The organism is Actinoplanes sichuanensis, from assembly GCF_033097365.1.
Classification (GTDB): domain Bacteria; phylum Actinomycetota; class Actinomycetes; order Mycobacteriales; family Micromonosporaceae; genus Actinoplanes; species Actinoplanes sichuanensis.
In genome coordinates this window covers 2,765,209-2,777,164 of record NZ_AP028461.1, presented here as the reverse complement: position 1 = coordinate 2,777,164, position 11,956 = coordinate 2,765,209, and the positions used below count along the sequence as shown (strand labels likewise).

General features: G+C 68.9%; 11 protein-coding genes. 6 read left to right on the top strand and 5 right to left on the bottom strand.

The window, feature by feature from the left end; all coding sequences use genetic code 11:
• Positions 1-46: 46 nt before the first annotated feature.
• Positions 47-1,078, bottom strand: coding sequence for a hypothetical protein (locus Q0Z83_RS12335; protein ID WP_317794011.1), 1,032 nt, complete (start codon positions 1,076-1,078; stop codon positions 47-49).
• An 889-nt stretch (positions 1,079-1,967) separates the two neighbouring features.
• Here Q0Z83_RS12335 and Q0Z83_RS12330 point away from each other — a divergent pair.
• On the top strand, positions 1,968-2,285 hold the full coding sequence (locus Q0Z83_RS12330; protein ID WP_317794010.1) for a PadR family transcriptional regulator: 318 nt from the start codon (positions 1,968-1,970) through the stop codon (positions 2,283-2,285).
• Positions 2,285-2,884 carry a hypothetical protein gene (locus tag Q0Z83_RS12325; RefSeq protein WP_317794009.1) on the top strand — a complete coding sequence of 200 codons (600 nt, stop codon included), beginning with the start codon at positions 2,285-2,287 and terminating at the stop codon, positions 2,882-2,884. Before Q0Z83_RS12330 ends, Q0Z83_RS12325 begins: the two co-directional genes overlap by 1 nt.
• A 281-nt stretch (positions 2,885-3,165) precedes the next feature.
• Here Q0Z83_RS12325 and Q0Z83_RS12320 read toward each other — a convergent pair whose 3' ends face one another.
• Genes Q0Z83_RS12320 through Q0Z83_RS12310 form a run of 3 tightly spaced genes read right to left on the bottom strand, consistent with a single transcriptional unit; the run spans position 3,166 to position 4,716 of the window.
• On the bottom strand, positions 3,166-4,014 hold the full coding sequence (locus tag Q0Z83_RS12320) for a helix-turn-helix domain-containing protein (RefSeq protein WP_317794008.1): 849 nt from the start codon (positions 4,012-4,014) through the stop codon (positions 3,166-3,168).
• A complete protein-coding gene (locus tag Q0Z83_RS12315) occupies positions 3,995-4,513 on the bottom strand; it encodes a DUF6879 family protein (protein ID WP_378078154.1) in 519 nt (172 codons plus the stop codon). The genes Q0Z83_RS12320 and Q0Z83_RS12315 overlap by 20 nt, the downstream gene beginning before the upstream one ends.
• Positions 4,513-4,716: a hypothetical protein gene (locus Q0Z83_RS12310; protein ID WP_317794006.1), complete on the bottom strand. Its 204-nt coding sequence runs from the start codon at positions 4,714-4,716 to the stop codon at positions 4,513-4,515. Before Q0Z83_RS12310 ends, Q0Z83_RS12315 begins: the two co-directional genes overlap by 1 nt.
• A 686-nt stretch (positions 4,717-5,402) precedes the next feature.
• Between Q0Z83_RS12310 and Q0Z83_RS12305 the strand changes: the two genes are divergently transcribed.
• Together Q0Z83_RS12305 and Q0Z83_RS12300 are read left to right on the top strand one after the other, a co-directional pair.
• Entirely contained in the window at positions 5,403-6,104 is a 702-nt protein-coding gene (locus tag Q0Z83_RS12305) for a Type 1 glutamine amidotransferase-like domain-containing protein (RefSeq protein WP_317794005.1), read from the top strand.
• A 19-nt stretch (positions 6,105-6,123) separates the two neighbouring features.
• Positions 6,124-6,957 carry a hypothetical protein gene (locus Q0Z83_RS12300; protein WP_317794004.1) on the top strand — a complete coding sequence of 278 codons (834 nt, stop codon included), beginning with the start codon at positions 6,124-6,126 and terminating at the stop codon, positions 6,955-6,957.
• A gap of 101 nt (positions 6,958-7,058) precedes the next feature.
• On the opposite strand, the gene Q0Z83_RS12295 is transcribed toward Q0Z83_RS12300, so the two are convergent.
• Positions 7,059-7,667, bottom strand: a complete 609-nt coding sequence (locus Q0Z83_RS12295) for a hypothetical protein (protein ID WP_317794003.1) — start codon at positions 7,665-7,667, stop codon at positions 7,059-7,061.
• Between the two features lie 316 nt (positions 7,668-7,983).
• On the opposite strand from Q0Z83_RS12295, the gene Q0Z83_RS12290 reads away from it, so the two are divergent.
• A complete protein-coding gene (locus Q0Z83_RS12290; RefSeq protein WP_317794002.1) occupies positions 7,984-9,081 on the top strand; it encodes a hypothetical protein in 1,098 nt (365 codons plus the stop codon).
• Positions 9,082-9,165: 84 nt separating this feature from the next.
• Positions 9,166-11,952, top strand: coding sequence for an AfsR/SARP family transcriptional regulator (locus tag Q0Z83_RS12285; RefSeq protein WP_317794001.1), 2,787 nt, complete (start codon positions 9,166-9,168; stop codon positions 11,950-11,952).
• Positions 11,953-11,956: the final 4 nt, after the last annotated feature.

Below are 11,956 nucleotides of genomic sequence, written 5' to 3'. Positions count from 1 at the left end.
AGTTCGAGTGCGTCTACCGGGTCCGGGCCGACAGCGGATCCCCTACTCAACTCACCATCATCACCGGAGCCCGCCGACTGAAGCATGCAGCAGAATAGCCGCCCGCAGGGATCCCCAGCGGGTGGGCGCTGCGAATCGCGGCGACCGTGTGCACTCGGCGGTAGTCCTCCCTGGACCACTCAGCCTCGGGGCGGACCATCTTGAGGTTGAACGCCTTCACCCGTCGATAATTGTCCTGCTCGGCCTCGACCGTTTCAAACTCTTCATCAGGCATACGGATCGCCTCGATCCACGTTTCTTGACCGTCGTGCTTGAGCACACCTCGCATCAGCCGGGCTAAATCGGTACTGAAGACGTGCCAATAATTGTCCTGATCCAGCTCCGTCTTATAGAGCACGTCACCATCGCTCTCGATCGGCAGATCGCCGACAGTGCCATCAGCCAGGAGGTTGGCAGAATGGGTCTGCGCGTCCTGCAGATCGCCGGTGGCGGCGACGGCTAAGAGCAGCTCTCCGGTTGGAAGCGTCAGAACGCCGAGCTCCTCGAAGAACTGCCGGCGTAGATCGGAGGGGAAGATGTGGCCGAGGCCGCTATACCACGAAGTGACTAGCAGATACGGCCGGCCCTCATTGACGTTCAGCAGCCGGCTTCGAACCGTAGCCGGGTCGTCGGACTCGCTGCCATGCACAAACGTTACGGTGATCGCCGCGTCGCCCGACCCCATACGCATCGATCCGACGGTATGCCCAGTCCTAGGGCGTTTCTCCCAGTCGAGCGACTCGCCCCCCGAGAAGCCGTGCGCAGTCAACTCATCGGCCGCCTTGTGCAGCCCGACGATGGAGACGTCGTAGGCGACGACGGTGAGGCCGACCGAGTACCGCTCGTGGAACTTGAACACGAAGTCGTTGGTGACTCGACCGGTGCCATAACCAAAGTCAAGTAGCGTAACGGGCTGGTCGGCGTTGATCTCGATCGCACGCTCCACTGCGTTCCACAACGCCGTTGATTCAGCCGTCAACACGCGTACCGAAGACCGCTCCTCGTATCCGGCGTGACGATAGCGCTCGTCGTAGATCACTTCTTGTGAATACAACTTGACCAGCCGATCCTTTTCTTGAGGCCACACTTCGCGACGGTCACAGTATCAGCCACTCGAGTCCTACCCGGACAACGACGCCGCGGCCCGCCTTTCGGCAGAGCGTTGAACGCGATCTCTTCGCGGTCGTGCAGAATGCGGTAGGCGGCGGATGCCCTCCGGAGCTCGACGTGAACGACGAATTCCTCATACCGGCGTGCGGTTCCGCAGCTACGCCGGAGTCCCGGTGCATGGCCCGTTCGGCGAGATCACCGCCACGCTGCGATCCTGCAGACGTTCGGGATCCAGGCCGAGCTGATCCTGCGCTCCCGACCGCAGGTGGCGACATCGTCGCCATCCGGTCGGTCGCGGTCGGGGACGCCGCCGCGACCGACATGAACGCCCACGCCTCCGCCGCGAACCTCCGGCTGCGATTCTTCGCCCAGCCCGGCCCGGCCACACTCACCCCGAGGTGGACATGGCCGATGCGATCGTCGACGACCGCGACCGAACCGCTGAGCGCGCCTCCCTCCGCACGCTGCTCAGTCCGGCGTCGGTGGCGGTCGCCGGTGCCGGTCGACGACCTGACGGCGTCGGCCGGAGACGCTGCTGTCGCTGATGGAGTACGAATACGGGGCCTGGCGGCCCTCCCAGCGCGGGCCTTCACCCCCGACCTGAAGGCCGAAGCACTGGCCCACACCCCGGTAGCCGGCGGCACCGAGAGTGACCGACATGTGGTGGCGGGCGGGAACCGGTAGGTCAACTCGCCGGAAGGATGCCGGGCACAGGCGAGGGCGTCGAACCCTCGCACGAGCGCTGACCCCGCCTCCGGCAGCGTCGAGGCGGCGGACCTGCCTGGACGGCAATAGTCGACATAGGTAGAGTTTCGTTCGTGGCTCGACGACCCGACACTCATCCGCGGACCCTTGCGGTCTTCGACCTGCTCGCCGCAGACCCCGATCAATGGTGGTACGGCTACGACATCGCCCGCCGAACCGGGCTCAGCTCCGGCACCCTCTACCCCCTGCTGGCGCGCCTCTCCGACCGTTCCTACCTGCAAGCGCAGTGGGAGACCGACCCGCCGCCCGGCCGCCCACGCCGGCACCTCTACCGGCTCACCGCCACCGGCGTGCAGCACGCCGCCGAACTCGCCCGGCCGACGCCTTCCCCGGGCCCGGCCCGGATCCGTCCCGTTCTCGGAGGTGCCTGATGCGACGGTGGTTGACCGACCAGGTGTGCCGGCTCGTCGCCCGGCTGGCGGCGGACCTTCCCCCCGGTCGCCGGGAGTGGGGTGAGGCGATCGTCGCCGAGCAGTCGGCTGTGCCGGACGGCGAGCGCCGGCTGCGCTGGGCGCTGGGAAGCCTGTGGTTCGTGGTCGCGCATCGCGGTCCGGCGGCGGCTCCCACGATCGAAGCACCGGTACGGTCGTGGACGCGACCGGTCTGCGTGGCGGTCGGCATCCTCACCGTCAGTCCCTGGCTGGCCGTGTCGGTGCAGGGCCTGGCCGAACGAGACGCGCCGGACGGCAGCCCCCGGTCGACGGCAATCATGCTGGCGGCGCAGATCCTCGTGGTGGTGGCGTTCCTGGCGAATCGGCGCCGCACCGCCGGCCGCCGGCCACGGATCACCCTGCTGGCCGCCCTCCTCGGCTACGGGGCCGCAGCGGCGGCGTCCTCGCTGGACAACGTCGGTGAGCCGGCGCTCGCCGTGGTCGCCGCCCTGCTCTTCGCCGGCCCACCGCTGCTGGCCGCGTTCCCGCTGCTCAGCACGTCGGCCATCGCATCGGAGGGTGTGCGGCCCGCCGACTGACGAGCTATCCGGACCCGAGGCCCGAGGTGTCCGCTCCCGCGCACGACCACTCCGGCGCACCGCGATGCGAGGCCGGCGCACTTCGATGCCGCCGACACGGTAAGCCTGCAGATCGCTCCTATGCCCTGAGTCTCTGCATCGGCGATGCGCCACCTGATGTCGCGGCAATCGCGGGAGCTTCACCTGGGAATCCGGGAACACCGCGACCGACGCTGCCCGGCGATACCGGGAGACCGCCCGCACGACGGCTGACCAGCTGCCGGAGGGCTGCTTCCATCCGGTCACAGCCGGTCGATGACAGCGTCGACGAGGTCGCGGGCGGGCTGTCCGTAGACGGCCTCGGCTCGGAGACGCTCGAACATCGCCATGTACCGGGCGATCTCCTGCGGTCGCGTCACTTTGATGGCGGCGGTGGGCGTCTCGAGGGCGACCGCATTGTGGTCGAAGATCCAGAAGCCCGTGGTGGCGATGGCGAATCGTTGGACATCGGCGGGGATGATGCCAACCGAGATGAACGGCAACCGCATCATGTCCAGCAGATGGCGCAGTTGCTCAGCATGCTCATCCGGTGCGCCCCGCCGGGTGTGCAGTACCTGCTCGCCCAGGACCGCGACGATCCGTTTGGCCGGCGTCAGCGCGATGGCGGTACGGTCAGCCTTCATGGCCACCGTCTCGTCGGCGTCGTCGGGAGCGTCGAGGAAGTCGTACCAGAAGGCCAGCATCCGCCTGATGTACGCCTCGGTTTGAAAGATGCCGGGCATCACGAGCGGTTCGTGGATGCGAAACGTCGTGGTGGCCCGGTAGGTCGCGATGGAATGAAGGTCGCCCAGCCGCCGCATACCGGCTCGCGCCTGTCGTGACCATTCCAGGTAGGCGGACTCGATCGATTGAGCCGTGGCCAGTAGATCGCCGATTTGGTCCTCGGCATCGCAGGCCAGGCACCAGGCTCGGATATTGGACTCGGTCGGAGGTTGGCCGCCGTTCTCGATGCGACTGATCCGGGTGAAGTGCTGACCGGTGGCGGCGGCCAACTCCTTGCCCGTGAGCCCGGCGGCCTTCCGCAGGTGTCGTAGGCGTACGCCCAGGTCCTTGCGTGTCTCCTGAACGGAGCTACTCGGATCGGTTGTCATCGGCTTTCGTCAGGCCCCAGACGTTCTCGAATGCGGTGACGCAAGTGTGAACGATCCGCGGGTCATCGGTGATCTCGAACGAGGCATTGGTTCCTGTCCCCGCATAGTGCAGGAACAGGACGGTCGTTCCGTCGAAAACGTAGAAGTCGCCGCTTCCGGGCAGCATCACGTCGGTGAGCCGGGAACGGCTGACGTATCTGATGTCCTCGCCGGCCCGGGTGAACAGTTTGACGTGGCTTCGGGTCCACTGTTGGTAGGGGCTCAGCGGCTCGGACACGATGCGGGCCCGGCGGCAGGTTCGTCCGGCTGCTCGGTGGCCGCGCAGCATGTCGAGCCACCAGCCCAGCCAGGCGTAGTCATCCGCTTCGCCGCGAACCCACTTGGCCATGTGTGGCAGTTCCACCTCGGTGCCGTACGCGTCGCGTGTCTCCAGGTGCACGAAGGACTTCCGGATGCCTCGGCACAGGTTGTTGAGGTCTTCGTAGGTGGCGGGCCGCATCACGGTTGGAGCTGGAAGTACGGCACCAGTCGATCCGGGATCTCCACGCAGGATTCACCGGCCGGGATGTCCATGGCGGCCAGTGCGTCCGGGTCGTTCACCACCCAGCCCTGGACCACCCAGAAGCCACGATCGGTGCGGTAGAGCGTCGGTGACCCGGACGGTTCGGAACCGGGGTCCTTGGCGACGAACTGGAGTTCCATCTCTGCCTCCTCGTTTCGCATCGGTCCCGGCTCAGAGTTGCCGACCCGACTCGCGGTGTCAATCTGCAAACTTCTGCAAACTTCTAGTGGGTGATCATGCGGTCGCCATAGCGTTTCGGGCACCGGCACGGGGATTTCTCGACCTCTCGCCGCGCATGACCCTCGTGTGCAACTTTCTGACCAGTTCGGAGGCGGAGATGCTCGTGGAAGCCGCGCGGAGACTGTTCTGGCGTCGCCGACTGCGCGAAGCACGGGTCTGGCAGGAAGCCGAACGCCGACAGGCAGCCGAGCACAGCGCCGCCGTGCGCCGCATCCTCGACCACGCCGGCCGGGCCGCATGCGCTGGCCGATCCTGACCGTCGGCCCCCGCAACCTGCCTTCCCACGGCAGGGTGCGCGTATGGATCGACATCGGATCCGGACCAGGCCACATGCGAGACGTTCTCGTCTGCCAACTCACTCTTGCCGACCAGGATGACGGTCGCGGTGACAGCGCGCTCTACCGGCTGCATCCCGCCGCGGAGAAGGGCCCAGCGGGATAGCCGCGGGAGACCGAAGGCGGTCGTCCTGCGGGCGAAGGCGTTTGATGGTTGGATGGCCGCGAGCGGAGGGATCGGCGAACTGGGACGTCGGCCCACATGGGCAACATGATCGTCGGCATGCGATGGCGGCAGGAGAGCGGATTTCATGAAGTTCCTTCTCACGTCGGGGGGCGTCAGCAACCCGAGCATCTCCGGCGCGCTCGTCGACCTGCTGGGTAAGCCGATCGCCGAGTCCACAGCGCTGTTCATCCCCACCGGCCTCCATCCCTTTCCCGGTGGAGCCGGGATGGCGTGGAAGACGATCCACGGCCAGGGCCCGAGCCGGCTGTTACAGCTGGGCTGGAAGTCGCTCGGGATTCTGGAGCTCACCGCGCTGCCGACGATCCGCGAGGAGAACTGGGTTCCCGCGGTTCGGCAGGTCGATGCGCTGCTCGTCGGCGGCGGGGACGTGCTGTACCTGACCTACTGGCTACGCCAGTCGGGCCTGGCCGACCTCCTGCCGTCGCTGACTGACACGGTTTATGTGGGGGTCAGCGCCGGCAGTATCGCCGTCACCCCGTACAACTGTGACGCCGAATTTGATCTTGCCTTCATGCCCGACGGCCATGACATGGGGCGGGACGCCGACCGGGCGCTGGGGCTGGTGGATTTCACGCTGTACCCGCACCTGAATCACCCGGACATGGAGGACACCTCGCTGTCCAACATTCAGAAATGGGCGTCCGGGATCCCCGTCCCGACGTATGCCGTCGACGACGACACCGCCATCAAGGTCGTCGACGGCGAGGTCGAGGTCATCTCCGAAGGTGACTGGAGATTGTTGAACGACAGCCATGGCGAGCGCTGACGATCCAGGGTCTGCGGGGGTGGTGCTGGGTGAGGTGTCCGCACCATCGGGCGCCGTTGTCCTGGCATGCGCGGGCTTTCTCGACGAGTGGGCGGAACTCGGTGAGCCGCTGTCCGTCCGGGCTGGGCGGGCCGTCGCTGCCGGGGGTTGCTGTCTGCGGGATCGGCTCGCTGAGGCGGTGGCCGTGCCGGCTGGTCCCGGATCGTTGACCGCGACCGCGATCACCCGTGCCGGCGCCTACCAGCCGTACGACACCAGCGAAACGATCGCGGTGCTGACTGTCGACCTGGATCTGCCCTGGGCAGCGTTGGCGTCCGGTTCCGGACCGGTGTCGCTCGGGGACCTTCCCGTGGATCGGTGCGGGATGGTCGTCGGCGACGCTCGGGCTCTCGACTCCTGGGTCGGGTTTCTGCACGGTTCGCGTACAGTTGATGGGCTTGCGGATGTGCGGGTCTCGGGCCGGGGCGAGGAGCAGGCGTGGGCTCATTTCGGGGCCTTGCCGTTGCCGTCCGGGGACGGCTGTCGTGGCTGGCTCGACCTTCCGGTCGAGATGGCCCGGGAACGGGCGCGGGCGATCAACGAGTGGTCGGCCGAGCAAGGCCTCTACCGGCACATGGCACGTGTCGATCTGCACCATCATCAGCATCTCGGGTGGCGGGCGGGCGGGCCGGACCCGCTCGGTGCCGGGCTGATCGAGGTGGCGGGTTCACCGGTTCTTTGTCTGGCCTGGACGCCGCTCGAACTTCAGCGTTTCGGCGGCGGCCGGTCCGCCGGACAGGTCTATCCGGTCTCCCTGGAGAACGACGAGGGCGGGGCGGTCCTCCGGTGGCGGGTTCCGCCGATGGGGCAGTAGGGCTGCGACACACCGCTGCTCGATCGGCGGGTCGATCGGCCGCAGAGGAACACACAAGGGCCGGCTCACTCGATTGAAGTGGGCCCCACTTCACCGAATGATCAGTTCTCCAGGATCTTCCGCAGATCGGTCAGCGCGGCCTCGTCACGCAATGACGGGCTCGCCTCCAGCGCCAGCCGGACACCCTCACCGAGCTGCTGCTGTGTCAGCGGCTTGGAATCTCGCAACTGTGCGGTCAGGGCCTCGACGATCCGGTCGCGGGCCTCGATGCGGCTTCCACCGATCTGGAAGAATTTGAGCGCCTCGGAGACCTCCCGGGCCATGTCCCCCGGCGTCAGCGCCGCCCGCGGCTGACGCCGTTTCCTCCACCATTCCACCGTCTTTCGGACGGCCGGGGCAGCGGTCACCGCAAGGGCGGCGACTCCCAGGGCCACCAGTTCGACGAGATCCGTATCGTCGTCCTGTTCGGCGCGTTTCTGCTGAGGCTGCGTGTCCGCGTGCTCGTAGGTGTGGGTGTGGGTGTGAAAGACGTATGAGACCGACGGCTCGTCGTCGTCCTCCTCGTCCTCGTCGATCGGGTCGAGGGTGACGTGCCCGAGCTTGTTGGTGCCGTCCTCACGGGTCAGCGGGCTGAAACTGCCCGGCCGCTTGTGCGATTTCGACAGCTCCGCGTCGTCCTCGTACGTGACCCACATCTTCTTGCGCGGCATGGCACCTTCCCCGTCCGACCCCCTGACGCGGTCGATTGTGCTACGCCGCCAGCCGGCCCACATCCTCATGACGGACCGATTTCGTTCATCGGCATCGCTGATCGGCCGGACCGCGTCGCGGCGGACGATGCCTCCCGCCGAGTCGGGTAGCGGTGGATCAGGAAGCGACCACTCACCATCCGGCGCCCGGTGAAGGCGATTCGGCCGAACGGCGGCCACCGGGTCCGAGGCGGCCGCCGCCGCTGACCGTTCGGGATCGTTGATGCGCCGGTATACCGGCACCGCGGGCGCCTCCGCGCGTCCTAGGGTCACCCGAATGATCAAGGTGTGGTTTCCGGCTTCCGGGAGTCCCGGCGCGATGACCCGGGTCGGTGCGGCCCTCGCAGCCGGCGGGGTGCTCACTCTCGCGCTGGCCGGTTGCGCCGGCCAGGTGAGCCGCACCGGATCGGCCCAGCCGCTCACCTCGGTCGCCGCACCCGTGTCGGACCCGCAGCCGTCCAGCGCACCGACGATCCACCCGAAGTGGCGTACCTGTGCCGACGAACCGACCATGCAGCCGCAGGACGGCGGCAACGACGCCGTGCCGCTCGCGCACTTCGCCGGCACCTTCCACCCGGTGGCCGCCCTCCTCTGCCGGGAGGACACCCAGCGACGGACGGACGGCGGAACGGACGCGATCGCCGTGGAGGACCGGGCCGACGATGTGGCCGCCCTGATCGCCGCACTGAGTCTGCCCGACGAGCCGCCGCCGTCACTCGAACCGCCGACCGGCGACGTGCCACCGGAGGCGGGGCTGATCTGCGCCGCGGATGGCTACTTCACACCGCGGATGGTGCTCCTCGACGGCCAGGGTCGCTGGGTGCGGCCCCGGCTCCCCCGCGACAGCTGCGACAAACCCCGTGCCGAGGCCGCCGCCGCCCTGGGCGAGCTGCGGTGGACGCGCGTCAGCACCCGGGTTCTCGGCGAGGTCGAGTCGGCCGGTGCCGCCGCGAGCGGATGCGATCAGGTCCACACCGACATGGTGTGGTTCACCGGCGTCCATCCGCCCGGTCGGCAGGGCGATCTGGCTGCTCTGGCCGACGACGCCGCATCGGTGCGGTTGTGCGTCTACCGGGTGCTGGCGAGCGGCCGCGACAGCGAGAAGCCGCAGGGTGACTTCGTCTCCGGCCGCGTCCTGCCACCCGGCAGGTGGGCGGCGGTCAAGCGGGCGGTCGCGACCTCCGGAAAAGCGGCGGCATGTACCACTCCGGCGAACCGGTTCGCCCGGCTGGAGACTCCCCGGGGCGACATCTACGTGGAACTCGACGGTTGCCGGCGCCTCGTCGCTCAAGGTGCCCTCGCCGCCGACGGAACCAGCGGCGACACGATCTGGCAGGCGTCCACGGACCTGCCCGCGCTACTCACCGGACCATGAACGCCCCGTCGTGGGCCGAGTGGCAGCTGTCGCGAATCTGCCAGATCCTTCCGACCATTCATTCTTATCGAGGAATCTCGATGAGTGGCTGATTTCAGGGGCGCCGTCGAGTTCCGCGTGCTCGGCGACTTCGAGGTCCGCATCGGGACCACCGCGATGGACGTCGGTCACGCCCGCCAGCAGCGTGTGCTGCTCGCCCTGCTGGTCGACGCCAACCAGGTGGTCTCGGCCGATCAACTCACCGACCGGGTGTGGGCCGACCGGCCGCCGCAGCGCGCACGCGGGGCGCTCTACAACTACGTGTCACGGCTGCGGCGAATCCTGAACACCGCCGACGACGTCGCGATCACCCGACGGCCGGGTGGCTACCTGCTCCAGGTCGACGCGCCGGCCGTGGACCTGCACCGGTTCGAGCAGCTGACGACACGGGCCCGGGCCGCCGACGACGACGAGGCGTCGGCGCTGTTCGCCCGGGCGCTCGGGCTGTGGCGGGGGCAGGCGTTCGCCGGCCTGGACTCGCCGTGGCTCGACCCGGCACGCGACGCGGCCCACCGGCGGCGGACCGCTGCCGAGCTCGACCGCACCGATGTCGAGTTACGCCTCGGGCGGCACGGTGAGCTCGTACCGGATCTGTCCGTGCGGGCCGCCGCGTCGCCGCTGGACGAACGGCTCGCCGGGCAGCTCATGCTCGCGCTGTACCGGTCGGGCCGCCAGGCCGAAGCGGTGGACACCTTCCAGCGGACCCGATCCCGCCTGGCCGACGAGCTCGGCATCGACCCCGGACCCGACCTGTGGTCACTGCACCAGCGGATCCTCACCGTCGACCCGGCGTTGGACGTCCCGCGGCGACCGGTGATCGCCGGGGCGCGGGTCACGCCGCCACGTCAGCTACCGGCGCCGCCGCGGTCGTTCCGTGGCCGACACGACGCACTCGCGCGGCTCGACACCATTCCCGCCGACCACGGCATGCCGGTCGTCGCGGTGTCCGGCCCGGCCGGGGTCGGCAAGACGAGCCTGGCCGTGCACTGGGCACACCGGGTCGCCGACCGCTATCCCGACGGCCAGCTGTACGTCAACCTGCACGGCTTCGACCCACGTCGCCAGGCGACCGATCCGGCCGAGGCGCTGCGCGGTTTTCTGGAGGCGTTCACCGTGCCGGCCGGGCGGCTGCCTTCCGGGCTCGACGAGCGGGCCACCCTGTACCGGAGCATCCTGGCCGGTAGACGGGTACTGGTCGTGCTCGACAACGCCCGTGACGCCGAGCAGGTCCGGCCGATGCTGCCCGGCACACCCGGCTGCGCGGCCGTGGTGACCAGCCGCAACCGGCTCACCCCGCTGGTCGCGGCCGAAGGCGCGCACCCGGTGGCCCTGAACGTGTTGACCGTCGGCGAGTCCCGGGAGCTGATCGCCGCCCGGCTCGGCGCGGACCGGGTCGCCGCGGAATCCGGTGCCGTCGACGAGATCATCGAACGGTGCGGGCGGCTGCCGCTCGCTCTGGTCATCGCCGCCGCAGCCGGGGCCTGGGCGCCACTGGCCGAGCTGGTCACCCAACTGCGTGATGCCGCCGGTGTGCTCGACGCGCTCGACGGCGGTGACGCGTCGACCGATGTGCGGGCCGTGTTCTCCTGGTCCTACCGGGCACTGAGCGACGGCGCGGCCCGGCTCTTCCGACTGCTCGCCCTGCACGCGGGCCCGGACATCGACGTCATCGCGGCCGCCGGTCTGGCCGGGCTCGGCGTGGCCGGCATCCGACCCATGCTGGCGGAACTCACTCGTACCCATCTGCTGGAGCATCCGGCCGAAGGCCGTTTTGCCTTTCACGACCTTCTCCGCTGGTACGCCCGTGAGCTGGCCGAACTCCACGACAGCGCCGTGGACCGTCACCTGGCTCGGCAGCGGATGCTCGACCATTACCTGCACAGTGCCGACACGGCCGCCCGGCGCATGGATCCGCATCGGGAGCCGATCATCGGGTCTGCGCCCGATCCCGCCGCGCTGCCGATGTCGTTCGCCGGATACGAACACGCGCTCGCCTGGTACACCGTGGAGAGGCCGGTGCTGCTGGCCGCCGTCGGTCAGGCCGCCCGGACCGGTTTCGATCAGCATGCGTGGCGGCTGGCGTGGACGTTGATGGACTACCTCGACATGCACGGCTACTGGACCGACCTGCTCACCGCCCAGACCACCGCGATGGCCGCGGCCGAACGGCTCGGTGACCGTACCGGGCGGGCGCACGCGCACTGGGGTCTGGGCCGGGCCCATGCGAAGCTGGGCCGCGCCGGTGACGCCCACACCCACTTCACGCGGGCGCTGGATCTGTTCGAGCAGGTCGGCGACCTGACCAGTCAGGCGCACACCCACCTGAACCTGGCCTGGTCACTGGACCGGCAGGGTCGGTACGCGGAGGCACTGCCGCATTCACGGCGGGCCGTCGGCCTCTATCGGAGCATCGGGCACGTGGCCGGGCAGGCCGACGGGCTCAACAGCATCGGCTACTACCTCACCCACCTGGGCCATCACCGGCAGGCGCTGATCCACTGTCGCCGGTCGGTCGCCCTGCACCAGCGGGCCGGCGACCCGCGCGGTGAGGCGCAGGCCTGGGACAGTCTCGGCCGGGTCCACATGAACCTCGGCGGCGCCGACCGCGCCACCGAGTGCTACCTGCGGGCCATCGACCTGATCGGCGCCCTGGGCCTCGGCTACGACGAGACGATCGTGCTGACCGGCCTCGGCGACGCCCGGCGCGCCACCGGAGACCTCGACGGCACCCGACGGGCCTGGCAGCGTGCTCTGAGCATCCTGCGGCGACTCGACCATCCGGACGCCGACACGATGCGGGCCCGCCTCGAGGAGTTGTCCCGGCTGAACTGATCCC